Consider the following 26,284-nt stretch of genomic DNA (forward strand, 5'->3'; position numbering starts at 1 on the left):
ATAGTATTAAAATATTATGAATCAAAATGTTAGCTGTCTAACATTTTGATTTTTTTTTGTCATTTAGTTTTACAAAAGTTAATTAATCAATAAATAATATTATGAAGAAACAACGACTTTTAAGCCGTATTGGATTACCAGTCCAATATGCTGGAAATGTATTTTTGATTGTTCTCTTTTTGTTAATGAATTCTAATTTGGATGCTCAGCAAGAAAAGCGAGGTAGGTATCTAGATGGAGGAAAAATTAGCACAAAAGATAATACGATAATTTGCATTGATGGAAACTCAACGCCTATAAATGTATATTTAAAAGGGGATAGAGGTAAAAAGAAGCAATGGATTATTACAGATGCTAAAAATAATATTTTAGCCTTACCAAAAGCACCTCCGTTCGATTTTGAGAATGCAGGAGCTGGTGTTTGTAAAATTTGGAACATATCATATTGGTGGTATGTTAGGAATTTAAAAGTGGGGAAGAATCTATCAAAATTAAGAGGTTTGTATGACTTATCCAATTCGATAGAAGTAATAAGAAACGAACCAAAAGGAGGTACCTTAACAGGCGGGCCATTTGAGTTTACGGTTGGTGATGGTATCGCCGATAATATTCCAGAAGGCGCCATAACTTTAGAAGGCAATACAGGAGGAAACTCACAATGGGTCGTAACAGATGCAGATGGCAATATCTTAGGTTTGCCACCGAGCCCATATGTTGTAGATTTTGATGGAGCAGGACAGGGAACCTGTTTGGTATGGCATTTAAGTTTTGATGGTGACATTGAAGGTGCAGAAGCAGGAAAGAATGCCTCCGAATTAGTAGGTTGTTATAGTTTGTCGAATCCTATTGAAGTTATTAGAAACAATACGAAAGTCGATGGCGGTACCCTAACTGGCGGACCGTTTGAATACTGTGTAGGTGACGGAGTAGCTGATAATATTCCAGAAGGTACCATAGTATTAGAAGGCAATTCAGGAGGAAACTCGCAATGGGTCGTAACAGATGCAGATGGCAATATCTTAGGTTTGCCACCGAGCCCCTATGTCGTAAACTTTGATGGAGCGGGACAAGGAACTTGTTTGGTATGGCATTTAAGTTTTAACGGAGATGTTGAAGGCGCAGAAGTAGGAAAGAACGCTTCGGATTTAGTGGGTGATTATGACTTGTCAAATCCTATTGAAGTAGTAAGAAACGAACCAAAAGGTGGTGTCTTAACAGGTGGGCCATTTGAGTTTACGGTAGGTGATGATATCGCTGATAATATTCCAGAGGGCTCCATAACTTTAGAAGGCAATTCAGGAGGAAACTCGCAATGGGTCGTAACAGATGCAGATGGCAATATCTTAGGTTTACCACCGAGCCCATATGTTGTGGATTTTGATGGAGCAGGACAGGGGACATGTTTGGTATGGCATTTAAGTTTTGATGGTGACATTGAAGGTGCAGAAGCAGGGAAGAATGCCTCCGATTTAGTAGGTTGTTATAGTTTGTCGAATCCTATCGAAGTTATTAGAAACAATGCGAAAGTCGATGGCGGCACCCTAACTGGCGGACCGTTTGAATACTGTGTAGGTGACGGAGTAGCTGATAATATTCCAGAAGGCGCCATAACATTGGAAGGCAATACGGGATCAAACTCGCAATGGGTTGTGACAGATGCAGATGGTAACATCTTAGGTTTGCCACCAAGTCCTTATGTCGTAAACTTTGATGGAGCGGGACAAGGAACCTGTTTAGTATGGCATTTAAGTTTTAACGGAGATGTTGAAGGCGCAGAAGTAGGAAAGAACGCTTCGGATTTAGTGGGTGATTATGACTTGTCAAATCCTATTGAAGTAGTAAGAAACGAACCAAAAGGAGGTACCTTAACAGGCGGGCCATTTGAGTTTACGGTAGGTGATGATATCGCCGATAATATTCCAGAAGGTGCCATAACTTTAGAAGGCAATTCAGGAGGAAACTCGCAATGGGTCGTAACAGATGCAGATGGCAATATCTTAGGTTTACCACCGAGCCCATATGTTGTGGATTTTGATGGAGCAGGACAGGGAACTTGTTTGGTATGGCATTTAAGTTTTGATGGCGACATTGAAGGCGCGGAAGCAGGGAAGAATGCCTCTAATTTAGTGGGCTGTTATAGCTTGTCAAATCCAATTGAAGTTATCAGAAATGATAAAGTAGAGCCAGTATGTGACGTTAATGGCGGGCATATCAAAGCTGGAGGGTTATACTTATTTTGTGAAGGAGATGGTAATGATGATTTTGCAACAGGAATTAAGTTGCATAATGATAAAGGATATAATTCACAATGGGTCGTTACTGACGTTGAAGGTAATATTCTAGGACTACCACCAACACCTGATGCTGTTAATTTTGATGGCGCAGGACCTGGGGTTTGTTTAATCTGGCATTTGAGTTTCAATACCGTTAGTGGAGCCGAGAAAGGAAATAACGCCTTTACAGATTTGTCTGGTTGTTATGATTTATCGAACCCAATACCAGTTTTTAGATTTCCATCCGATAGCGGTATTTGTGATTTGATAAATTATACGAATCATAATAAAAGTAAATCTGTTACAGTTTCGATGCATCCTAATCCAGCTAGAAATAATTTGAAAATTGATCTATCTGAAATTGACGATGAAGATGTTACAGTGAAAATTTACAATTTTTCTAGTGTAGAGGTTATTAAGAAATCTGTTAACCTTAAATCTAAGTATGATAAAACTATTAACGTTAATGTTAGTTCATTGCCACAAGGGCTTTATCTAGTTAGTGTTACGAATAAAGATCATTCTATTAAGACAGTTAGAAGACTACTTGTAGAATAAAAATTTTAAGTTGTGTTAATGGTACAAAAGAAGTTAGCTAAAAAAAGGTTAGCTTCTTTTGTTTTTTAAAAACAAGGTATTTTTTATACCCTTCCAACGTAAATCACGAATGAATATGCCTTCTTCCTCTGATACCAAATATGAAACTTTACTTTTTTTAGCTTTTAAATAGCCAGACATATAATCCTTAAATAAAGCAAAGCTTCTCTTTTTGTAAGCTAATTTCATAGCCGAAATTAGAGTAATCATAAATCCATAACGCATTTTGTACATAGCTTCTCCCTGTAAATATTTTGAAGCTTTATTATAACTTGCACCAGTTGGTTTTAGATGTTTAACTTTTAATGATTCATCAGTTAAAATGTCCCAATTATAAAATTTAGCTAGTAACTCATCAACGGTATCCCAACCCATGGAAGGTTTGAGTTTTCCTATTTGAAGAAAGCATTTTTTTCTGTAGGCTTTTAAGGCACCGCGAATATGATCTTTTCGTGTTAAGTTTTCTAAAACCCAGTGATTATTCTTTTCTATATAACAGAAGCCTGAAACCATCCCTAGCTTTTCATTTTTCTTGTAATGATTAGATAGTTGTTCTAAATAATTATTTGGAAAAATGAGATCGGCATCGAACTTGCAAATCACATCGTAATCATCATCTAAAGCATCATATCCTTTGTAAAAGGCATTTATGATTTTTGAACCAGGCAAATGTTTATTAGATGATTTAGAATTTATTAAATGAATCCAATCGTGTTTTTTTGCATAAACATCAACAATACTCTGTGTGTTATCCGTAGAATTATCATTTACAACTACCAAACGTTTTGGTTCTAAAGATTGATTAACCAAAGAGTCTAAAGTAGCCCCAATAGAGCTTTGCTCGTTATGGGCAGGAATGATTATGTAAAAATTCATAGATCTAGTTCATTAACTTACAAATATCTTTATTTTTGTTTTGTAATATGGATATTTTTGAAAGAAACATTTTCGTTGTCATTGTTTCCTATAACGGAGAAAAGTGGCTTGTTAAAAATTTAGAAAGTTTAAAACAATCGCTATTCCCTATCAAAGTTATTGTGATTGATAATAATTCTTCAGATAGTACTGCTGAGATCGTAAAATCATTTCCTGATGTACAATTAATTTTAAGTAAAGAAAACCTAGGGTTTGGAAAAGCTAATAACTTAGGGATTAAAACCTCATTAGAACAAGGTGCCGATTATGTTTTTCTTTTAAATCAAGATACATGGATATACCCTGAAACTTTCGGAAATTTGATTAAAGTTGCTGAGCTTAATGAAAATTATGGTATTTTAAGTCCACTTCATTATTCAAGAGATGAAAATGTATTGGATGAAAATTTTAAAACCTTTTGGAATAGAAAAACAGATACTATTTCAGAGAATGTAGATGAAGTCCCTTTTGTAAATGCAGCAGCTTGGTTAATTTCTAAGCAGGTTATTGAAAAAGTGGGATACTTTGAACCCATGTTTAATCACTATGGTGAAGATCGAAATTATGTAGATAGAGTGCGGTTTCATCGTTATAAAATTGTTATTGTAAAAGATGCTAAAATTTGTCACGATAGGGAGATTAGGAGGAATTTTAACAAAGACAGTATCCAGTCTAAATATAAGATTTTAGGCGAGATTTTAAACATTAATTACTCCGTATTTAAAGCGTATTTAAAAGGTTTACAATCCGTTTTTGGATTGCCTAAATATTTTTATAAGTATTATACTTTGCGCCAAGTTTTACAATTATTTTTTAAGTTGAGTATCTATTATTTGATGCTAAAGGTGAATACCTTCAGTATTTTAAAAAAACGGAGAGGTTATAAAAGATGAAAAATACGAGTGAACAAAAGCAAGTATTTTGGTTTACTATAATTAATTATTTGGGTATAGCCATAGGTATTATATCTACAGTTTTTATATACCCCAAAGACAAAGCATTTTTAGGTATTTTTCGTTATATCTATGCCATTGCAGGATTATTATTTCCAATAATGATATTTGGTGCTGGACAAGCATTAATTAATTTTTATCCTACAGCTAGTGAGCACAACCAAAAGAAGTTATTTAAATATGGTATAGCTACCATATTAACAATAAGTAGTGTTCTTTTTTTGGGTATGCTATTAGTAGATGCTTTTTTTATAATAGAAAATTATAAATATGTTTATTATGCCTTTCCTATAGGTGTGTCATTAGCTTTTATAGAACTATTTAAACGTCAGGCAACAAACATTAATAAATTGTCTATACCTACCTTATTTGAAAAAATAATACCCAAAATAGCATTGCCTACAGTGTTTATTTTGTTATTATCAGGATTTTTTGAAGTTGAAGGAGGCTTAGTAGCTCTGGTTATCTCTTATTTTATTCTTTTAGGCTGTTTATCCATATATATATTTAAACATTATAGAGTTAATTTAGACTTTAGTTTTAAATCACTCTTTTCACAGGTGTCTAGGAAAGAGTATTACAAGTATAGTTTTTATGCTTTTTTGGGGAGTTTTGGGTCTTTTTTAGCTTTTCGCCTGGATACGCTAATGATTCCTGAATTTCTTTCTTTTGAAGCCAATGGGACCTATAGTATTGGGGTTATTTTAGCTTCAGTAATAGCAATTCCGGCAACAGGGGTGTTTTCAATTTATGCGCCATTAGTCTCTAAATATATAAAGCATCAAGATCTTGATATGCTCGGTAGGAAGTATGTTGAAAACGCTAAACTCTTATTTTTTGTTGGAGCTATTCTTTATGGGGCCATTGTTTTAGGGATAAATTCGTTTTTTAAATTATTGCCAACATATGATAAATTAGTTGATACTATACCTATTATCTTCATTTTAGGAGCTAATGTTTTATTTAATATGTCTACAGGTTTTAGTTCTGAGATTATTTCGTATTCTAAGTATTATAAGACTAACATTGTTTTAATCTTAATTTTAGTGATTTTAAATGTTGGATTGAATTTATACGTCTTAATTCTAACAGATTATGGAATCATAGGAGTGGCTTGGGCTTCATTTATTGCCATGACAGCTTTTAATCTCTTCAAGATATTTTATATCTATAGTAAATTTAAAATATTACCTTTTGATAAAGGGTATTTTCATCTATTTGTAATAACTCTTTTTGTGGGAACGGTTTTTTATTGGATACCAGAAATACAGAATAATGTTGTTAATATATTAGTAAAGTCATGCACGTTTATTTTGGCGATGGTTTACATCGTTTTTAAGCTTAAGTTAATCTACGCTCTGAATTATTGGATAGATAAAATTTTTAAAATCAAAGCGTAAGACATGCTTATTGTTCCTTGTATTAATTAATGCTTATAAACAATAGCATTAATATTCATACCGGCTCCAACGCTTGCAAAAATAACAATATCACCTTTACTTATTTTTTGATTTTGCATAGCTCCTTTTAAAATCATGTCATATAAAGTAGGTACAGTTGCAACGCTAGAATTTCCTAATTTTCCGATGGTCATAGGCATAATATTTTCTGGCATATCTAAGTTATGTAATTTATAGAAACGCTTTACTATAGCTTCATCCATTTTTTCATTGGCCTGATGAATAAGTATTTTTTTTACATCTTTTATGGCAATACCACTTTTTTCAAGACATGATTTCATTGCTAAGGGAACGTTGTTTAATGCAAACTCGTAAATCTTTCTACCGTACATTTTTATATATCGACGCTTTTCATTTATATCATGGTTATTAGTTTCGCCAAAATAAATAAAATGAGCTTCATTCAATGTGAAGGTAGCGGTCTCATGAGCAATAATACCCCCTGGTTCGTTGGTGTTTTCAATAACTACAGCTCCAGCACCATCGCTATAAATCATAGAGTCTCTATCGTGCTTATCAATGATTCTAGAAAGGGTTTCAGCACCGATAACCAGGCACTTTTTGGCAATACCGGATTTTATAAATGCATTTGCTTGAATAACACCTTCTATCCATCCGGGGCAACCAAATAAAAGATCGTACCCAACACATTTTGAATTCTGAATTTTTAAAAGATGTTTAACTCTAGAAGCGATACTTGGTACAGTATCACTTTGTTCGGTATTGTGTTTAATATCGCCGTAATTATGAGCAACAATGATATAATCTAAATCTTCTTTATTGATTTGTGCGTTTTCAATAGCTTTTTCAGCAGCAAAGAAAGCGATATCAGATGTGTTTAAATCAGGCGTCGCATAGCGTCTTTCTTTAATGCCTGTTATAGCTTTAAATTTTTCTACTATAACTTCATTTGGAGAATTAATAACAGAACCATCAGTATTTAAAAATTCATGTTCATAAAAATCCTCATTCTTTTCAATGGTTTCCGGAATATAACTTCCTGTTCCCGTAATCTTAATATTCATGAGAGAAAAATTTGCCTTTAATTATTTGTAGTATAAGTAACCGAAACAAGGTACTCGTTTTTAATTAAAGGCAAATTTTGTTTTATTTTAATTTACGATGTTCAAAGACTATATTATGCCTCTGCATAGGCTTCAATAGGGATACAAGAACATATTAAATTTCTGTCTCCGTAGGCATCATCAACACGTCTTACACTAGGCCAAAACTTGTTATCTCTTACATATTCTAAAGGAAAGGCTGCGGCTTCACGAGAGTATGGGAAATACCATTCGTCTGATGTTATCATATCTAGTGTATGAGGCGCATTCTTTAAAACATTATTGTCATCATCTTTAGAAGCATTATCAATTTCCTTTTTAATGGAAATCATGGCATCACAAAACCTGTCAATTTCTGCTTTACTTTCACTTTCGGTAGGCTCAATCATTAAAGTGCCAGCTACAGGGAAAGATACTGTAGGTGCATGAAAACCATAATCCATCAAACGTTTAGCGATATCTGTTACTTCAATACCGTTGGCTTTAAATGGTCGGCAATCCACAATCATTTCATGGGCTGCACGTCCTCGTTCACCAGAATATAACGTATCAAAACTACCTTCTAAACGATGTTTAATATAGTTTGCATTTAAAATGGCAATTTTAGTAGATTCTCTTAGACCTTCTGCTCCTAACATTTTAATATAACCGTACGATATTAAACAAGCTAGTGCAGATCCAAAAGGGGCTGCCGAAATAGCTGTAATTGCATCTTTACCTCCAGTTTTAATAATGGGGTTTCCAGGTAAAAACGGTACGAGTTGTTTTGCAACACAAATAGGTCCAACTCCGGGACCTCCACCACCGTGAGGGATAGCAAATGTTTTATGTAAATTTAAATGACAGACATCAGCACCAATATTGCCAGGATTTGTTAGTCCTACCTGTGCATTCATGTTAGCGCCATCCATATAGACTTGTCCGCCATTATCATGAATAATTTGAGTAATCTCTTTAATAGCAGATTCATAAACACCATGTGTAGATGGATATGTTACCATTAAAGCAGATAAATTATCTTTATGTAATTCTGCTTTTTCACGTAAATCATCTACATCAATATTACCTTCTAAAGTCGATTTTGTAACAATGACTTTCATACCAGCCATAACTGCACTAGCGGGGTTTGTACCGTGCGCAGATGACGGAATTAAACAGATATTTCTATGGTGATCACCGCGAGATTCGTGATACGCTTTAATAACCATAAGTCCAGCAAACTCACCTTGCGCTCCAGAATTAGGTTGTAAAGAAGTAGAAGCAAAACCTGTTATTTCTGTTAATTGATCTTCCAGTTCTTTTAAAACGGTTAAATAACCTTTAGCTTGTTTTAAAGGCGCAAAAGGATGAATATTCCCCCATTTAAACCAGCTAAGAGGTAACATTTCTGAAGCCGCGTTTAATTTCATAGTACAAGACCCTAAAGAAATCATGGAATGATTCAATGCTAAATCTTTACGTTCAAGAAATTTTATGTAACGCATTAATTCGGTTTCAGAGTGGTATGTATTAAAAACATCTGTTGTTAAGAAATCAGATGTTCTTTGTATAGATTCTGAAATATTATTAGCTTCGGTAACAGCCGAAATAGTAATAGTGTCCTTTTTAGCAGCTTCAGCAAAAACTGAAATTAAGTAATTAATATCTCTAATAGAAGTCGTTTCATTAATTGCTATAATAACAGTTTCTTTGTCTGGATAATATAAATTTACTTTTTTCTCCTTAGCTATTGCTTTTATTTTTTTAGCCTTTGTTTTTATTTGAAGGGTATCAAAATACGACGTATTGATTTGGTTATAGCCTAATGTCTTTAATGCATTGGCCAATTCAGAGGCTTTATTATGAACTTTATTGGCTATAAACTGTAAGCCTTTAGGACCGTGATATACAGCATACATACTCGCCATAACAGCTAGTAAAACCTGAGCCGTACAAATATTAGAAGTTGCTTTGTCTCTTTTTATATGTTGTTCGCGTGTTTGTAAAGCCATTCGTAAGGCTCTATTACCATTTTTATCTTTGGTAACTCCAATAATTCTACCAGGTAAATCACGTTTGTAAGCTTCTTTAGTTGCAAAGTAGGCTGCATGCGGACCTCCATAACCCATAGGAATACCAAAACGTTGTGTGGTACCAACAACAACATCAGCTCCAAATTTTCCAGGAGCTTCCAGTTTTATTAAACTAAGTATGTCGGCAGCAACAGCAACTTTAATTTGAGCATCATTTGCTTTGGCTATAAATGTTTTAATATCGGTTACCTGTCCATTTTTCCCTGGGTATTGCAATATGGCTCCAAAAAATTCTGACGAAAAATCGAAAGTGTCTTCATTACCTACAACTAATTCTATACCAATAGGGTTTGCTCTTGTTTGTAATAGCGATAAGGTTTGAGGTAATATATTTTCTGAAACAAAAAACTTATTGACCCCTGCTTTTTTCTGTTGACGATCACGAACAGCAAATAGCAAACTCATAGCTTCTGCAGCAGCAGTACTCTCATCAAGAAGTGATGCGTTTGCAATTTCCATACCAGTTAAGTCTATAACCATGGTTTGGAAATTTAAAAGTGCTTCTAACCTTCCCTGAGAAATTTCAGCTTGATAAGGTGTGTAAGCCGTATACCAACCTGGGTTTTCAAGAATATTTCTTTGAATTACGGCGGGTAAGATGGTTGGGTGATACCCTAGGCCTATATATGTTTTATAAGCTTTATTTTTCTTAGACAATTCATGAATATGAAGTAAATAGTCATGCTCAGTCATAGGGGCTTCTAAATTCAGTCCATTTTTTAAGCGAATATCATCTGGAATTGTCTCATAAATCAATTGATCTAAAGAATCAACACCAAGAGTTTTTAACATAAGGTTTTGGTCATTTTCTCTAGGACCAATATGACGCAATGCAAAAGCGTTTGTATTCATTAAAAGTAAAATTAATTATATAATTCGCAAAAATACATAATATTTTATGTGTTTTATTGCATAAAATGGAAAGTTTTTAACCATTTGAGAGCGTTATTAACACTTTGACTATTTTTACATTATGAAATTTATAAAACAACTTTTTAATTTCTATTTAAATAGTAGTATACATGTTGCCTTATCTGTTTTTTCGCTAACATGGATTACGCTTATAGAGTTTGACATTTCATATGATAGAAACATACTCTATTTTGTGTTTTATGCCTCAATAACCGGTTATAATTTTGTTAAGTATTTTGGAATCGCAAAGTTTCATCACAGAAGCTTGGCTAATTGGCTAAAACTGATTCAGGTATTTTCTTTTTTTAGTTTTCTTTTAATGTGTTATTACGCTTTTAAATTAAGTTCTATAACTTTAATTTGTATTGGCGGTTTTGCAGTTATCACATTTTTATATGCGATTCCTTTTCTACCTAAACGCTTTTTTTTGGATAAGCAGCATAATTTACGAAGCATTGGTGGTCTAAAAATTTATTTAATAGCCTTGATCTGGGCTGGTGTTACCGTGCTACTTCCTCTAATAAATAATAATTACGTTATAAGTATTGATGTTGTATTAACAACGATTCAAAGGTATCTTTTTATAATAGTTTTAATGTTCCCTTTTGAAATTAGAGATTTAAGGTATGATAGCTTAAAATTATCAACGATTCCTCAGAAAATAGGAATAAAGCCAACAAAAATAATTGGAAGTGTATTACTGCTCTTATTCTTCTTTTTAGATTTATTTAAAAGTGAAATAAATGAGATACAAATAATTATTTTAATAGTAATAACATGTGTTACACTATTATTTCTTGTGTTTTCTAAAATAGAACAAAGAAAAAGTTATAGTGCGTTTTGGGTAGAAGGAATACCAGTTTTTTGGCTAATACTATTGCTCTTATTCTATTAATCTAATCTGTAAGCTCTTTTAAAGCCTTTTCAAAATCTAGTCTCATGGATTCTTTATTTCTTTTATCTAAACATTCCACTTCAGAACTTTTTATAGCCTTAGTAAGCTTTGTATTGTTTTTTGTGTATTTTCTACAGGCTCTACAGTATAATAAATGTATGTTGAGCTTTATCATTTCCAATAAGGAAGCTTCTTTATATTGTGTTTTATCGCATACATGATTTGCATCATCACATGGAATAAAAATTTTACTCTTACTCATAATCAAAACCAATTTTCTTTTAGGCAATCTGCCATAGCTGTACGTGCTCTGTGAATGATTACCCAAAGGTTAGACGCAGTAATATTTAATTCATTACAAATTACTTCGGTTTCAAAACCTTGAATGGTTTTCATTTTAAAAACATCAGCTTGTTTTTCTGGTAATTTTCCTAAGCAGTTATGTATGGCATCACCTAATTCGCTATTTTGCATCGTGTCTTCTGCAGTTTTATCAAACGGATCTGCGACACGTTCTTCCAGCCAATCCCCTTCAGTCTCAGAGTCATCATTATAACTAATGCGGACCTCTGCTTTTCCTTTATTAGAATTTATTTTACGGTAATGGTCGATAATTTTTCGCTTTAAAATGGATATTAGCCAAGTACGTTCACTGGCTTCTCCTTTAAAGTTTTTCATTGATTTTAAACCAGCAAAAAAAGTATCTTGTACCAAATCCTGTGCAATTTCTCTATCGCTAACACGCGTAATAGTGTAGTTGTATAGGTAATCGGAATATAAATCGATCCATTGGTTAGGATTAATTTGATGATTGGGCATTGTCTAATCAATTATTTTGAGTTTCAAAAATAAGATAAAAAAATGACTTTTTAAATGTTTAGTAAATCGAATAGAGCACTTTCAATATTTGTATATTTAAAGGAGTACCCATTGTACAGTAACCGTTTTGGTATTACATTTCTACTTTTTAAAACTAGTTCAGTTTCTGTGCCAATAATTTTAGCACCAAATTCTAAGAAAGGTTTAGAGTGTGGTATTCCAAAATGAGGAGGTAAAACCTTTCTTAGGGATTTCATAAGCGTATTATTGTTTGTAGGTTTTGGAACACATAAATTAAAAATACCGCTTAGGTTTTTATGGTGTATTAAGAATTCAATGATTTTTGCGAAATCAAGTTGGTGAATCCAACTTACTTTTTGATTCCCGTTTCCTTGTTTTCCTCCCAATCCAAGTTTGGTTATTTTTTTTAGAGGAATTAATGCACCTCCATTTTTACCCAAAACAATTGAAGTCCGTAAAATAATTTTTCGCGTTTTAGGAGTTGTTATTGTATTAAATGCCTGCTCCCAAGATTTAGCAATATTCATGGAGAAATCATCTCCGATTTCTCCATGTTCTTCTGTCATCTCTTCATCCAAAGAATGTTTATAAATAGTTGCTGTTGATGAGTTCATCCAGATTTTTGGTGGATTTTCACAATGATTGATCGCTAGTCCGAGTAGATGTGTTGGATTGATTCTAGAATTATAAATCAATTTTTTGTTTTTTTCGGTGTATCTACAATCTACAGATTTTCCAGTAAGGTTTATAAGGCACTCTGTTTTTTCCAATTCTTTTGCCCATTCTCCTAAATCTTTGGCATTCCAGTAAATATCATTCTTACGTTTAGGGTATCTGGTTAATATTTTTACTAAATATTCTTTTTTAGTGAAATAGTCTTCCAAAATTTGTCCTAGAAACCCACTTCCACCCGCTATAATAATTGTTTTCATTGTTTTTGAATTAGGTAAGTTATGTAAACAAAATAACTAGCAATTAGCATTGGAATTATGAAAACACAAGCTATTAGTATTATATGACTGTCAATACTGTCAGTTTTTGATAGTACTAGAAGTGTGAACATAATAATCAATACGAAAGCGCAGTAGTATGTCATGTGCTTTCGAATGTTTTTATTATACACCTTTATATAGAATAAAATAATTATGGCTATTAATATTTGGGCAATTCCGAGTGCAAATTGAGCATACATACCGATTATAGCATAGTGTATAGTTAAATATGGTATGACAGTTATTAAATAAAAGAAACTATTAATATAATGAAGCGTTTTCATATTATTTGGGAGTTTTAAGTTGAGGTTTTGTTAATTTTAATGATTGTCGTGATTTACTTCTCCCTCTGAAGAAAAAGAATAAATTAATAAACAACATGACTCCTAAATAGATTGAAAAACCACCTATTTTTTTACTCAATATTTCAATAAGTGATTGGTAACTCATTCCATCTGCATTATAATAAGATATTTTAAGAATTAACATGGCCCATCCTATATTAATGAGGTAGAACCCAATTTCGAATAATTTATTGGTAGCTAAAGCAATGTCTTCTTTGCCTTTAAAAATGTCAATCATAAACAGCCTTCCGTTTTTAAAAAGCATTTTTGATACATAAATAGTTAGTAATACGACTATTGGTAAATAGACTAAATAACCGATAATGATTTTTGAATTTTCCATGATTTATTGTTTTAAAGATTTTGATTTTATTAAATATGTTAAGACGAAGACATTATTGTAATGTAAAACCGCCAAAAGAATTATGATTCTTCCTAGTGTTGTTGATAGAGTATTTATTACTTGATTTATTGATTCAAGTTGCTCCCAATATGCGATAGTAATTATTGCGTAACCGAGATTTACCAGATAGTACCCAATTAGCAATATATTGTTAATGTTGTTTGCTAAGGAGTAATTACCCTGGAAGATGTTTAATAGAAATACCTCACCATGTTTGTAAAATAACCAACCAATTTTAATAGTAATGAAGAAAATTATAGGAAGATAGATGCTATATGTGAGAATATTATAATTCATTTCAATATTATTAAACTTTCAGAAATTATTGAAAGTGTGGTTTAAATTTTTTTATTTGATAAGTTTAAGTAAAGATTTAGTAATCCAGTTATGTTCTTGATTAACAATTTTATTCATCATAGTATCTGCTGTTTCTGCTAGATCATGTAGTGCTTTGGTTTGTTTAATAAGTTCTTTTGTTTTTTCTGTGCCATCATCTTTAATGGAACTAACATTTTTCAATATTTTTATTACAGGTTTAATTTCTCTTCTACTTCGTTCTTTAGCAATGTGTCTTGCCAATTCCTGTACATCTTTTTCAGTAGTAAAAAATTCTTTACGCTCACCGGGAACTAGCTCTTTTGTAACGATGCCCCAATCCATAAGCTGACGTAAGTTCATACTGGTATTACCACGAGAGATTTTTAGTTCTTCCATGATTTCTTCCATGGATAATGGCTTGGTAGAAATAAAAAGAAGCGATTGTATTTGAGCCATCGCTTTATTTATGCCCCATAATGTCCCTAAGCTTCCCCAGGTACTTATAAATTTATCTTTTGCTTCTTGGTATTCCATAGCACAAAGATATAAATAATTTCTAAACTTTCAATAATTATTGAAAGTTTATTTTAAAACTTAATTTAAAAGAGCTGATTTCTTTGTGTCTACAGATTAAAAACTAACCAATTCTCGGTTATATTTATTTTTATATGCAACAGGTGTTAAGCCCGTAAATCTCTTAAATAAGGATCTAAATGCTTTAGTATCTGAATATCCTACAGAAAACATTACCTCGTTTATTGTGTTTTGTGTAGATTCTAAAGCGTTTTTAGCAGCTTCAACCTTAACACGTTGAATATATTCTAAAGGTGTATTTGCAGTTGCTTTTTTAAACCGTCTTATAAAGTTACGTTGACTCACCGCCAACATGTCCGATAATTGTTCTACAGAAACCTTTTCGGTAACATTATTCTCTATAAATAACTGTGCTTTTTGTATTAGGGTGTCGGTATGGTCCTTTTGACCTCTAAAAATGGCAAACTGGTTTTGATTATCCCTGCTAATATCAATTTCGAAAAGTTTGGATACATAAACAGCAGCTTCCTGTCCACAATATTTGTGAACCAAATGTATGATGAGGTTTAAAAATGAGTAAGCACCACCACTGGAATAAATACCTTCTTGGTCTGTAACTATTTTTTCTGGTAGTACATCAATTTTTGGATACATCTGTCGGAACAGGTCAATCCCTGCCCAATGTGTAGTAGCTTGTTTATGGTCTAACAACCCGGTTTCTGCTAATAGAAAAGCACCAAGGCATAAACTTGCCACTTCTGCATGATGTTTATTGCGTTGTTTTTTAATCCATGGAATAAACTCATAATTAGTTTTAATGCCATCAGTAATCCATTCTGGTCTAACGGCTGAAATTATGATAAGATCTGTTTTAGAAATATCATGTATGGTAGCATCACAGTGTACTGAAAATGCACCATCATATAGTACCGTGTTTTTATCTAGACCAACAAGGTTAATATCAAAGAAAGGCTGTTCACTTTTTCCAGATTGTAGAATGAAATCATTCACACTTTTAAAAATTTTATAAGGTCCGACAACACTACTTAGAATGGTGTTAGATTTTGGAACCAATATGCTTACATGTTTCATTGGTAAATGTCTTAATGATTATGATTTTAAAAGTAATATTAAATTTTGTCATAATCAACACCTTAAAGTGTCGTATTTGACCTCTGAAAAAATGTATTCATTTTATAATTTTGAAAACACCTATAAACATTCTAATGGAAGCAAAACGCTATTTTGAAGCTATAAGAGTTCGATTTTGTTCTAACCACGAAAACATAACCGTAGGTAAAATGATGCGTTCAGAAGCGATACATTATAAAGGGAAGGTGTTTGCGTTTTTTTCTACTAAACAGAACATGGTGTTTAAACTAGGAAAGGGTTTTAATGTTGAAGCCATCGATGTACCATTAGAAGTGTTTAGTCCTTTCAAAAATAAAAAACCTATGTCCGGTTGGTACCAATTGGGAGTTGAATATAAAGATTCCTGGGAGTTTTTAACAAATCTAGCATTAGATATAATACATCAAGACAAATGATAACAAAAGCGTATACCGAATTTTTTAAAGAGTTGAACGAGAATAATAATAAAGAATGGTTTCATACCAATAAGAAACGTTATGAAAATGATGTTAAGGGGCCTTTTTTAGAGTTGCTTTCAGAATTACTTCCTATGCTCCATCAATGGGATAATCGAATTCTAACTGATGAAAAGAAAGCTTTGTTTAGGATAAATAGAGATGTGCGATTCTCAAAAGATAAAACACCTTATCATACAATCTTTAAAGCTGGATTTTCTCCTAATGGCAAAAAGTCTATGCTACCAGGGTATTATTTGGGCATTAGTGCAGATTCGATTCACGTTGGAGGTGGGCTTTTTAATGTTAAACCACCGGAATTAAAAGCAGTAAGAAATCATATTGCTAATCATACTGATGATTTTTTGGCAATAACAACGGCAAAAGAATTTAATGACTGCCTGGGAGCTTTAAAAGGAGACGTTTCTAAACGTATTGATAAAGCTCATGAAGCTGTAGCAAATAAAACGCCATTGATATACAATAAACAGTTTTATGCGATGTCTGATCTTTCTTTGAAAGACTATTATAATTCTCCTAATCTAAAAGATGCTATTACAAAGCATTTTAAAGCTATTAGGCCTTTGAATGAATTTTTAAATGCCGCATTTTAAAACAGTATTATACAAATTAAATTATTAACTATAAATTCAATCAAAATTATGACAACACAAGAAGTTGCAGGACAGTTAGTGAATTATTGCAGACAAGGACAGTTTGCTGAAGCTATTCAAAATTTATACGGACAAAACATTGTCAGTGTAGAACCAGATGGAGCACCTGTTAAAGAAACTAAAGGATTAGATGCGGTTATTGCCAAGGGCCAACAATTTAATGATATGGTAGAGGAAATTCATGGTATGGAAATTTCTGATCCTATTGTAGCAGATAAATTCTTTTCATGTACTATGAAAATGGATGTCACATTTAAAGGGTCACCTCGAACCAATATGCATGAGGTTTGCGTTTATAAAGTAGAAGATGGCAAAATAGTAAGAGAAGAGTTCTTTTTTACGCCTATGCAACATGGGTAGAAATTGAGAGGTCTAGAAAGTTAAAGAGAACTGTCATTACGAGGAGAGAATCGACGTGGTAATCTTTTGAATCGAATCTAAAATTAAACAGATTGCCACGCCTTTTGCAAAGTCTCGCAATGACGAATTACTTTCTAGACCTCTAATAGCATTATTTCAACAACCCAGCACGCTTTAATAGGGCTTCGGGCCTAGGTTCTTGACCTCTAAAACGCTTGTAAAGTGTCATAGGGTTTTCTGTTCCACCTTGAGATAATACATGGTTTTTAAATTTATCAGCAACTTCTTTGTTAAAAATACCTGACTCTTTAAAATATTCGAAGGCATCAGCATCTAAAACTTCAGCCCATTTATAACTGTAATATCCAGATGAATAACCTCCTTGAAAGATGTGTGAAAACGAAGTGCTCATACAGTTTTCTAATACTTCTGGGTAAAGTGTTGTGTTTTTAAAAGCTTCAGTTTCGTGTGCTTTGACTGATTTTATCGTTTCTGGAGATTCATTTGCGTGCCAGCTCATGTCTAACAACCCAAAGCTTAACTGCCTTAAGGTTTGCATGCCTTCATGAAAAGTAGCAGATTCTTTTATCTTTTCAACTAAGTCCATTGGAATGACTTCTCCAGTTTCATAATGCGTGGCAAACAATTCTAAAGCTTCTTTTTCATAGCACCAATTCTCTAAAACTTGACTTGGTAACTCAACAAAATCCCAAAATACGCTGGTTCCAGATAAACTTGGATAGGTTGTGTTTGCTAGCATACCATGCAATGCATGTCCAAATTCATGAAACAAGGTTGTAACCTCATTAAAAGTTAGAAGTGAAGGTTTGCTCTTTGTTGGTTTTGTAAAGTTGCAAACAATAGATATATGTGGTCTATCATTAACACCATGCTTTATAGACTGTGGCTTGTAAGATGTCATCCATGCACCATTTCGTTTTCCTGATCGTGGAAAAAAATCGGCATAGAAAATGGAAATTAAATCCCCATCATTATTAGTGACTTTATAAGTAAAAACATCCTCGTGATATGTATCTATGGTATCAATTTCTTCAAAATTCAAATCAAATAATTTATTGGCAACGGTAAAGGCGCCATCAATCACATGTTCTAATTTGAAATATGGTTTTAATTTTTCATCATCAAGACTGAATAATTTTTGTTTTAATTTTTCAGAATAATATGAAGCATCCCATTTTTCAAGCTGTTCAATACCATCTAATTCTTTAGCAAAATTTTGAAGGTTTTTAAACTCTAGTTCAGCAGCTGGTTTTGCTTTTTCAAGCAATTCATTTAAAAAGCTTTTAACAGCTTCCGGCGTTTTTGCCATACGTTCTTCCAGGACAAAATGTGCATGCGTTTTGTAACCCAAAAGATTAGCACGTTGAAATCTTAGTTTAACTATTTGTAATACATTATCTTGATTATCTAGAGCGTCACCTTTAAACGCTTTTGCTCCAGCTGCAAGCGCTAGTTTTTTTCTTAATTCACGATTATCGGCATACGTCATAAAAGGAATGTAACTAGGATAATCTAATGTAAACAACCAACCTTCTTTTTCTTTAGATTCGGCCAACTGCTTAGCAGCCTCTTTAGTGCCTTCTGGCAAACCGGATAAATCATCCTCGTTGGTAATTAGCATTTCAAATGCATTGGTTTCTGCCAATACATTTTCTCCAAATTTTAGTGTTAACTGGCTTAGTTGTTTATCAATATCTCGAAGTTCTTGTTTTTTATCTTCGGATAAGTTAGCCCCATTTCGTGAAAAACTTTTATATTTTTTATCAAGTAAGGTTTGTTGTTCAACGTTTAAATCTAAAGAATCCTTAGTGTCATAAACCGCTTTTACACGTTTAAATAAGTCCTCATTTAGAGTAATGTCGTTACTGAATTCTGATAATAAAGGAGATACCTCTTGTGCTATTTTTTGTATGGTATCATTAGTTTCAGCAGAATTTAAATTAAAAAATATACTAGAAATTCTACCTAATTGCTCGCCTGAAAAATCTAAAGCTTCTATAGTGTTTTTAAAAGTAGGAAGTTCGTTATTCTTAGCGATAGCATCAATTTCAGATTTAGCACTGGTAATAGCCTGTTTAAAGGCAGGTAGGAAATCCTCATTGGTGATTTTTGAAAAGGGAGCCGAATTATATACGGTTTCAAAAGGTTTTGTTAATATGTTTTTTGTCATTCTCAATAAATGTGTTAAAATATAAACTTGTTATGTATGCATAATAAGTTTTTTTGTATTTTTGCAGTTAATCGTATACGGAGTGACTAACTCATTAGAATTATACACTAATAGCAAAAAAAGCCTCAAATTATTTTGAGGCTTTTTTTATTTTAAATCTTTAGCAGATTCGTTTACTTTTTGTTTTAAGCCTTCTTTATAAACTAATATTTTATCTAAAACACAAGTATCAGCAGCACCAATAATTTGTGCAGCCAATATACCGGCATTTTTTGCGCCATTAAGGGCTACAGTAGCCACAGGAACACCACCAGGCATTTGTAAAATAGATAAAACAGAATCCCAGCCATCTATAGAGTTACTGCTTTTTACAGGAACACCTATAACAGGAAGAGGCGATAAGGATGCTATCATTCCAGGTAAATGTGCTGCACCACCTGCACCAGCAATAATAACTGCGAATCCTCTTGCATGGGCATGTTTTCCATAATCAAATAATTTTTCTGGGGTTCTGTGAGCCGAAACAATATCAACTTCAACTTCAATATCAAAACCTTTTAAAATATCAATGGCATCTTGCATTACAGGAAGATCACTTTTGCTTCCCATGATTACTCCTACTTTTTTCATAAATTTTTATTTTATGTCAGGTCGTTCGCAGTCTAGACCTTAATATCAAAACTAAAAATATTTAAAAACCCCTCGACTGCGCTCGGGGAGACATTATTTACTTATTACTTTAATTGATTTTTTTACAGCTTCAGCTATTTTGCGAGCCTCATTTAAATCTTCATTTACAATGGTAACATGTCCCATTTTCCTAAATGGCCTTGTTTGTTTTTTACCATAAATATGAGGCGTTACACCGTCCATTTTCATAATGGCTTCAATATTTTTATACATCACATCTCCAGTGTAACCTTCAGCACCAACCAAATTAACCATAACACCACCAACTTTATTGTCTGTTCTTCCCAAAGGTAAATTTAAAATAGCTCTTAAATGTTGTTCGAATTGGGAGGTATAACTAGCCTCAATAGTTTGATGCCCTGAATTATGTGGTCTTGGTGCGACTTCATTTATTAAAATATCGTCGTTTTGAGTCTGAAACATTTCTACAGCCAATAGCCCAACATGGTTAAATGCTTTGGATGTTTTTAAAGCTATCTCTGTCGCTTTTTTTGCAACTTCTTCTGGAATCCTAGCAGGACATATAACATATTCTACTTGATTAGCTTCTGGATGAAATTCCATTTCAACAACTGGAAATGTTTTAATGTCTCCTGAAACATTTCTAACGACAATAACTGCTAATTCATTTTTAAAAGGTACTAATGTTTCAGCAATACATTCTACGTTTGGTAAACCTTCTAAATCTTGAAGTGTTTTTACAATTTTCACCCCAGTACCATCATATCCAAATTGAGCACATTTCCAAACAAAAGGCATTGTTAAACCGCCATGGTTTATGGCTTCTTTTATTTCTGACGTATACGCAAAACGAGAAAAAGGAGCTGTAGGTAAATTATTATCAACATAAAACAATTTCTGAGTTGCTTTGTTTTGAATAGTTCGTAATGTTTTAGACGCAGGATATACTTTTACACCTTCTTTTTCGAGGGCTTCTAAAGCATCTACATTTACGTTTTCAATTTCAATAGTCAGCACATCAACTTGTTTCCCGAAATTGTAAACAGCCTCATAATTCATTAAATCACCCAAATGAAACTCATTACTCGCTATTTTACAAGGCGCTTCATTGCTGGAATCTAAAACACAGGTATAAATGTCAAATTTTCTAGTATCATTAAGGAGCATTTTACCTAACTGACCACCACCAAGAATACCAAGTTTGAAATTTGAAGAAAAATAGTTCATTGATTTCTTTTTAACTGAAATTGAATAAGGATACGCAAAAATACACTTAAATATTAATTAGTACCTATAATCATAAATCAAAAAATCGTTATTTGTAATCTAATGATTATCTTTGCTGCTTCAAAAAATGATAACCGTGATAAAGCTACACGACAAATATTTTAAACCATTCATTTCTGCTAAAAAAATTGATGATGTTTTACAGCGTTTAGCAATAGAAATTGCTGAAGATGTTGGAGATGAAATCCCTGTATTTGTTGGGATTTTAAATGGTTCGTTTATGGTTGTAAGCGATTTTGTAAAGAAATATCCAAAGCCATGCGAAGTCACGTTTATAAAATTAGCATCTTATGAAGGTGTTAAGTCAACCGAAGATATTCAGAGACTCATCGGGTTAACTCAGGATTTAACAGGGCGTACAGTTATTATTCTAGAAGATATTATTGATACAGGAAATACTTTAGCCGAAGTCCATAGGATTTTTAAAAATGAAAAAGTGAAATCGTTAAAAATAGCGACGCTTTTTTACAAGCCTGAAGCCTATAAAAAAGATTTTAAATTACATTATGTTGGTATTGAGATTCCAAATAAATTTATAGTTGGTTACGGCTTAGATTATGATGGATTAGGAAGAAATTTACCAGAAGTATATCAAATAAAAGAGACACAACACATGACAAACTTAGTGCTATTTGGCCCTCCAGGTGCCGGAAAAGGAACACAAGCGGATTTTTTAAAAGAGAAATATGATTTAGTACACATTTCTACAGGTGACGTTTTTAGATACAATATTAAAAACGAGACGGCTTTAGGGATGCTAGCTAAATCTTATATGGATAAAGGTGAATTGGTTCCAGATCAAGTAACTATTGACATGTTAAATGCTGAGGTTGAAAAAAATGCAGATGCTAATGGGTTTATTTTTGATGGATTTCCACGTACTAACGCACAAGCGGATGCTTTAGATAAGCTCATGGATAGCAAAGATTCTCAAATCAATGCGATGATTGCTTTAGAAGTTGATGATGAAATTTTAGTTGAACGTTTATTATCACGTGGTAAAACCAGCGGAAGAGCAGATGATGCAGACGAGTCTATTATTAGAAATAGAATCGCTGAGTATTACAATAAAACGGCTATTTTAAAAGATTTCTATTCAGCGCAAAACAAGTATTTTGGTGTTGATGGTGTAGGAAGTATTGAAGATATTACGGTACGTTTAAGTGCTGTAATAGACCGTCTGTAATTTGTCATTCCTGCGAAGGCAGGAATCCATATTTCTAGATTTTAGTTCAATTAAATAGATTCCCGCCTTCGCGGGAATGACAAACAAAGGCATTTTAATGACCGAAGGAAATTTTGTTGATTATGTAAAAATGTATGTTGCTTCTGGTAATGGAGGTAAAGGTTCTGTGCATTTACATAGAGAAAAGTATATTACCAAAGGTGGGCCAGATGGCGGTGATGGAGGTCGTGGAGGCCATGTTATTCTTCGAGGGAATTCTAATCTTTGGACACTTCTTCATTTAAAATTTAAAAAGCATATTCGTGCTGGTCATGGTGGAAATGGTAGTAAGAGCAGGAGTTCTGGGGCTGATGGTGAAGATGTATATTTAGATGTTCCGTTAGGAACGGTTGTTAGAGATACTGAAACCGATGCCATTCTTTTAGAAATTACTGAAGAAGGTGAAGAAAGAATTATTGCTGAAGGTGGAAAAGGCGGGCTAGGAAATTGGCATTTTAAGTCGTCTACCAATCAAACTCCTAGATATGCGCAACCAGGACTTCCATTAGAAGAGAGATATGTTACGTTAGAATTAAAAGTTCTTGCAGACGTTGGTTTGGTAGGGTTTCCAAATGCAGGGAAATCGACGTTGTTGTCAGTTGTAACATCAGCTAAACCAAAAATTGCAGATTATGAGTTCACGACACTTAAACCTAATTTGGGGATTGTAGAGTATCGTGATTTTCAAACCTTTGTTATGGCAGATATTCCTGGGATTATAGAAGGTGCTGCTGAAGGAAAAGGTTTGGGGCATTATTTTTTACGTCATATAGAGCGTAACTCTATCCTATTGTTTTTAATTCCTGCGGATGCTGATGATATTAGAAAACAATACGATGTCTTGTTAGACGAACTTCGTCGTTACAACCCTGAAATGCTTGATAAAGAACGTATCATAGCCATATCAAAAAGTGATATGCTGGATGCCGAATTGAAAGCAGAACTTAAAAAAGAGTTGGATAACGAGCTTCCTATCCCTTATTTATTTATTTCATCTGTAGCACAACAAGGCATTACCGAGTTAAAGGATGTTTTGTGGAAGATGTTAAATGATTAAGATTTATTAAATCGTTCTAAAATTCAATCTTTTATAATTTGTAAAGCTATAAAGGAAGAAGATTTCTTCAATTTTGGTATATTCTATACTCCCTATTTCGGTTGTTTAAAACGAATGGTTTAAGTCATGGAATAATTTTTGATTAACTTTAATAAAAAATTATGACTATGAAAACTTTGAAAGTTATTTTACTTGCTTTATTAGTTGTAGGGTGTGCATCTATTCGTGTTAATTATGATTACGATAAGGCAACTCAATTTGATAATTATAAAACCTATAATTATTATAGCGATATGAATACGGGATTAAGTGAATTAGATACAAAACGTCTGCTAAATGCTATAGATATTAAAATGAAAGCAAAAGGATTTAATTTATCAGACAGCCCAGATTTTTTTATCGATATTAAAAGTAAAGAATATCAAGAAGCACAACGTAACACTGTAGGCGTTGGTCTAGGTGGTGGTGGCGGTAATGTTGGTGGTGGTATTTCAATTGGAATACCAGTAGGACAGTCTAAAGTTAATCGTCTGATAACTATTGACTTTGTAGATGAAAACAAAAAGCAATTATTTTGGCAAGCAGTAAGTGAATCAAATTACAATCCTAATGCTATTCCAGAAGAACGTGAAACACGTTTAAATGCTATTGTTGAAAAAATACTATTGGAATACCCACCTAAACAATAAATTTATTGTTTTATTAACTTTTTACTAGCGACCAGTACATTATTTGCATAGAAATTAGCCATATAAACACCCTCGCTTAGAGTGCTAATATCAACTTGCTGTGTTGTATAGTTAGATAAGGATACTGTTTTTACTTTTTTACCATCTAAACTGATGATGTCAACTTTTAACTGGGCATCTTTCTCACTTTCAATTTTAAGGTTTGCTATGGTATTGGTAGGGTTTGGAAACATAACAATGCTTAAATTATTGATATCACTTTCAATATCATTAACTGCTAAAGAAGAATGATTAATAGTCCAAGTTACTGTATATACATGAATAGTTTCGTGATTAGTAACCTTTAAAAGTGCTGTATTATCTGTAATAACAGCTGTTAAAGTGTTTGTGCCTACATTTAAATCGGTTTCTAAAATATTTACATCATCAACATTTGAAGCAATATCAGTAGCATTTAATGACCATGAACTTTCAAGCGTATTAGGGATGGGTTTAATTAGGTTTAGGTTAAAATTGATAGGGAAGCTGGATGTTGAAACCGTATTTGATATTGGTGTGTATGAGTCTATAGGAGATACCAAGCTATGAATTTTTTCTATAATGCCTTCTTTACAAACTGAGCAAAAGGGCTTATCAATTAATTCCATGATACAATTTTGATGTGGCTTATACCAGTCAGTACAATTACCAGTAATGCAAGTATATTGATATATTCCAATGCCATTAGTATTTAGCCAATTTTTCCATTTGATCAAGTTTAGATCTGTTTCTTGAGTCATATTAATAGCTTCACCAGCAAGAACATCTCCTGGGTAATATTCATCTTTTAAATCAAATAATGAATGACCCAATTCATGAACAGCTACATTCGCACCCCAAAAACCTGAATAAGTCATAGGGAATTTTCCACCACTACCACCATATTCAGAAGAATTAACCAAAATTAAAGCTTGATCATAGGTTGGAAAATTGTTAGCCAAAACGGTATTAATTATGGCTTCGGTATTGTTTGCACTGTTTCCATCTATTTCATAATAAAGCAGCCTATGTTTACCATAAGCATCGTAAGTTGCATTAAAATAAGTATTTACTATTTTTATTGGGACAACAGGATTAATTGATGATTCTAATGGTTCGATACTTGTCCCTGGATGATCTGCACCACTTTCAATAGAAGGAACTTTTATAGCGTAGACATTAAAATAGTTTGCATACTCTTTAAGTGGAGATAGATTAAACATGCTATTAGTAAAATTAGTAGCATCTGTAATGAATTGAGATAATTCGTTGGTTTGGTAACCTTCACTTAAAATAATTAGGTTAATTCTTTTGCTATCATCTCCAGACAGTTTAATATTTTCTACATCAAAAATTTGAGCAGGTATTAAACCAACATTGACGAGTAATATTATATATAGTAAATGGGGCTTCATTAACTAGTTGATTTTGGTTTTAATTAGGGGGTTTATTTCTTTTTTGACTTGGGCGATTTCATTTATAGAAATATACTTTGTTTGTGGTTCTAACTTCAATCTAAGAGAAAAAGGCGCATGCTTTAGTTCTATATGGCTTGTTTGAAAACTTTTAGAGTCATTAAGAGACTCTACTGTTTTTTTTAATGGATTTTTTATAATGATACTTTGCAAGATATTTGACTTTTTATCAAGCTGGTAACACATTAAATCACCAGATATGGGCTCTTTTTTAGAGTTCTTATGATGGTTTTTTAGTTTTCCTTTTGTTACTATTTTATTTATAAGGCTAACGGTTCTATTTCCGTTCGAAGTTTTTTTTATCGTATAATTTAGAAAAATGATCTTAGGTGTTTTTTCGATTTCATTAGTGTTGGTAGATAGGCTTTGTTTAGAAGCACATCCTAATAGCATCATAAAAAAGAAAAATGCTATTGTGGTTTTGGGGATATTTAACTTTTGCTTTTCCAAGGGTTTAAACGAATAACAAAATTTTGGTAAAGTTAAGAAAATAAAAAAA

Annotated in this window: 24 protein-coding genes; 10 read left to right on the plus strand and 14 right to left on the minus strand. The window is 32.8% G+C overall.

The window, feature by feature from the left end; genetic code table 11:
* The first annotated feature begins 101 nt into the window (after positions 1-101).
* Entirely contained in the window at positions 102-2,831 is a 2,730-nt protein-coding gene (locus tag Q4Q34_RS11215) for a T9SS type A sorting domain-containing protein (RefSeq protein WP_303318191.1), read from the plus strand.
* 48 nt (positions 2,832-2,879) lie between these two features.
* Here Q4Q34_RS11215 and Q4Q34_RS11220 read toward each other — a convergent pair whose 3' ends face one another.
* Positions 2,880-3,746: a glycosyltransferase family 2 protein gene (locus Q4Q34_RS11220; protein WP_303318190.1), complete on the minus strand. Its 867-nt coding sequence runs from the start codon at positions 3,744-3,746 to the stop codon at positions 2,880-2,882.
* Positions 3,747-3,793: 47 nt separating this feature from the next.
* Here Q4Q34_RS11220 and Q4Q34_RS11225 point away from each other — a divergent pair, with 47 nt between their 5' ends.
* Both Q4Q34_RS11225 and Q4Q34_RS11230 read left to right on the plus strand, forming a co-directional pair.
* Positions 3,794-4,678, plus strand: coding sequence for a glycosyltransferase family 2 protein (locus Q4Q34_RS11225; protein WP_303318189.1), 885 nt, complete (start codon positions 3,794-3,796; stop codon positions 4,676-4,678).
* The gene (locus tag Q4Q34_RS11230; RefSeq protein WP_303318188.1) at positions 4,675-6,138 is read left to right on the plus strand and encodes a lipopolysaccharide biosynthesis protein; all 1,464 of its coding nucleotides are present in this window, start codon (positions 4,675-4,677) and stop codon (positions 6,136-6,138) included. Before Q4Q34_RS11225 ends, Q4Q34_RS11230 begins: the two co-directional genes overlap by 4 nt.
* A 26-nt stretch (positions 6,139-6,164) precedes the next feature.
* On the opposite strand, the gene Q4Q34_RS11235 is transcribed toward Q4Q34_RS11230, so the two are convergent.
* Both Q4Q34_RS11235 and gcvP read right to left on the minus strand, forming a co-directional pair.
* Positions 6,165-7,223 (minus strand): 3-oxoacyl-ACP synthase III family protein, encoded by a 1,059-nt coding sequence (locus Q4Q34_RS11235; RefSeq protein ID WP_303318187.1) that lies wholly within the window; start codon positions 7,221-7,223, stop codon positions 6,165-6,167.
* A 113-nt stretch (positions 7,224-7,336) separates the two neighbouring features.
* The gene (gene gcvP, locus Q4Q34_RS11240; RefSeq protein WP_303318186.1) at positions 7,337-10,186 is read right to left on the minus strand and encodes an aminomethyl-transferring glycine dehydrogenase; all 2,850 of its coding nucleotides are present in this window, start codon (positions 10,184-10,186) and stop codon (positions 7,337-7,339) included.
* A 121-nt stretch (positions 10,187-10,307) separates the two neighbouring features.
* Here gcvP and Q4Q34_RS11245 point away from each other — a divergent pair, with 121 nt between their 5' ends.
* Complete coding sequence (locus Q4Q34_RS11245) at positions 10,308-11,141, plus strand: UbiA prenyltransferase family protein (protein WP_303318185.1); 834 nt, start codon at positions 10,308-10,310, stop codon at positions 11,139-11,141.
* Between the two features lies 1 nt (position 11,142).
* On the opposite strand, the gene Q4Q34_RS11250 is transcribed toward Q4Q34_RS11245, so the two are convergent.
* The 6 genes from Q4Q34_RS11250 to Q4Q34_RS11275 form a co-directional block, all read right to left on the minus strand.
* Complete coding sequence (locus Q4Q34_RS11250) at positions 11,143-11,403, minus strand: hypothetical protein (RefSeq protein ID WP_303318184.1); 261 nt, start codon at positions 11,401-11,403, stop codon at positions 11,143-11,145.
* A 2-nt stretch (positions 11,404-11,405) separates the two neighbouring features.
* Positions 11,406-11,960, minus strand: a complete 555-nt coding sequence (locus tag Q4Q34_RS11255; protein WP_303280501.1) for a sigma-70 family RNA polymerase sigma factor — start codon at positions 11,958-11,960, stop codon at positions 11,406-11,408.
* A gap of 50 nt (positions 11,961-12,010) precedes the next feature.
* Positions 12,011-12,913, minus strand: a complete 903-nt coding sequence (locus Q4Q34_RS11260) for a TIGR01777 family oxidoreductase (protein WP_303318183.1) — start codon at positions 12,911-12,913, stop codon at positions 12,011-12,013.
* A 345-nt stretch (positions 12,914-13,258) separates the two neighbouring features.
* On the minus strand, positions 13,259-13,660 hold the full coding sequence (locus tag Q4Q34_RS11265) for a hypothetical protein (RefSeq protein WP_303318182.1): 402 nt from the start codon (positions 13,658-13,660) through the stop codon (positions 13,259-13,261).
* Between the two features lie 408 nt (positions 13,661-14,068).
* The gene (locus Q4Q34_RS11270) at positions 14,069-14,572 is read right to left on the minus strand and encodes a GbsR/MarR family transcriptional regulator (RefSeq protein ID WP_303318181.1); all 504 of its coding nucleotides are present in this window, start codon (positions 14,570-14,572) and stop codon (positions 14,069-14,071) included.
* Between the two features lie 96 nt (positions 14,573-14,668).
* Positions 14,669-15,664: a GlxA family transcriptional regulator gene (locus Q4Q34_RS11275; RefSeq protein ID WP_303318180.1), complete on the minus strand. Its 996-nt coding sequence runs from the start codon at positions 15,662-15,664 to the stop codon at positions 14,669-14,671.
* A gap of 110 nt (positions 15,665-15,774) precedes the next feature.
* Between Q4Q34_RS11275 and Q4Q34_RS11280 the strand changes: the two genes are divergently transcribed.
* Genes Q4Q34_RS11280 through Q4Q34_RS11290 form a run of 3 tightly spaced genes read left to right on the plus strand, consistent with a single transcriptional unit; the run spans position 15,775 to position 17,192 of the window.
* Positions 15,775-16,119, plus strand: a complete 345-nt coding sequence (locus Q4Q34_RS11280; RefSeq protein ID WP_303318179.1) for a hypothetical protein — start codon at positions 15,775-15,777, stop codon at positions 16,117-16,119.
* Positions 16,116-16,772 carry a DUF2461 domain-containing protein gene (locus Q4Q34_RS11285; protein ID WP_303318178.1) on the plus strand — a complete coding sequence of 219 codons (657 nt, stop codon included), beginning with the start codon at positions 16,116-16,118 and terminating at the stop codon, positions 16,770-16,772. Before Q4Q34_RS11280 ends, Q4Q34_RS11285 begins: the two co-directional genes overlap by 4 nt.
* A 48-nt stretch (positions 16,773-16,820) precedes the next feature.
* Positions 16,821-17,192, plus strand: a complete 372-nt coding sequence (locus Q4Q34_RS11290; RefSeq protein WP_303318177.1) for a nuclear transport factor 2 family protein — start codon at positions 16,821-16,823, stop codon at positions 17,190-17,192.
* 151 nt (positions 17,193-17,343) lie between these two features.
* On the opposite strand, the gene Q4Q34_RS11295 is transcribed toward Q4Q34_RS11290, so the two are convergent.
* From Q4Q34_RS11295 to Q4Q34_RS11305, 3 genes are all read right to left on the minus strand, one after another.
* Positions 17,344-19,383, minus strand: coding sequence for a M3 family metallopeptidase (locus tag Q4Q34_RS11295; RefSeq protein WP_303318176.1), 2,040 nt, complete (start codon positions 19,381-19,383; stop codon positions 17,344-17,346).
* Between the two features lie 147 nt (positions 19,384-19,530).
* Positions 19,531-20,013: a 5-(carboxyamino)imidazole ribonucleotide mutase gene (gene purE, locus Q4Q34_RS11300; RefSeq protein ID WP_303318175.1), complete on the minus strand. Its 483-nt coding sequence runs from the start codon at positions 20,011-20,013 to the stop codon at positions 19,531-19,533.
* A gap of 93 nt (positions 20,014-20,106) precedes the next feature.
* A complete protein-coding gene (locus Q4Q34_RS11305; RefSeq protein ID WP_303318174.1) occupies positions 20,107-21,261 on the minus strand; it encodes a 5-(carboxyamino)imidazole ribonucleotide synthase in 1,155 nt (384 codons plus the stop codon).
* A 136-nt stretch (positions 21,262-21,397) separates the two neighbouring features.
* On the opposite strand from Q4Q34_RS11305, the gene Q4Q34_RS11310 reads away from it, so the two are divergent.
* The 3 genes from Q4Q34_RS11310 (at position 21,398) to Q4Q34_RS11320 (ending at position 24,292) form a co-directional block, all read left to right on the plus strand.
* Positions 21,398-22,507 (plus strand): adenylate kinase, encoded by a 1,110-nt coding sequence (locus Q4Q34_RS11310; RefSeq protein WP_303318431.1) that lies wholly within the window; start codon positions 21,398-21,400, stop codon positions 22,505-22,507.
* 97 nt (positions 22,508-22,604) lie between these two features.
* Entirely contained in the window at positions 22,605-23,603 is a 999-nt protein-coding gene (gene obgE, locus Q4Q34_RS11315) for a GTPase ObgE (RefSeq protein WP_303318173.1), read from the plus strand.
* A 167-nt stretch (positions 23,604-23,770) separates the two neighbouring features.
* The gene (locus Q4Q34_RS11320) at positions 23,771-24,292 is read left to right on the plus strand and encodes a DUF4136 domain-containing protein (protein ID WP_303318172.1); all 522 of its coding nucleotides are present in this window, start codon (positions 23,771-23,773) and stop codon (positions 24,290-24,292) included.
* Between the two features lie 2 nt (positions 24,293-24,294).
* Here Q4Q34_RS11320 and Q4Q34_RS11325 read toward each other — a convergent pair whose 3' ends face one another.
* Together Q4Q34_RS11325 and Q4Q34_RS11330 are read right to left on the minus strand one after the other, a co-directional pair.
* Positions 24,295-25,725, minus strand: coding sequence for a M64 family metallopeptidase (locus Q4Q34_RS11325; RefSeq protein WP_303318171.1), 1,431 nt, complete (start codon positions 25,723-25,725; stop codon positions 24,295-24,297).
* 3 nt (positions 25,726-25,728) lie between these two features.
* Positions 25,729-26,235, minus strand: a complete 507-nt coding sequence (locus tag Q4Q34_RS11330; protein WP_303318170.1) for a hypothetical protein — start codon at positions 26,233-26,235, stop codon at positions 25,729-25,731.
* Positions 26,236-26,284 lie beyond the last annotated feature (49 nt).

The organism is Flavivirga abyssicola, from assembly GCF_030540775.2.
GTDB lineage: Bacteria > Bacteroidota > Bacteroidia > Flavobacteriales > Flavobacteriaceae > Flavivirga > Flavivirga abyssicola.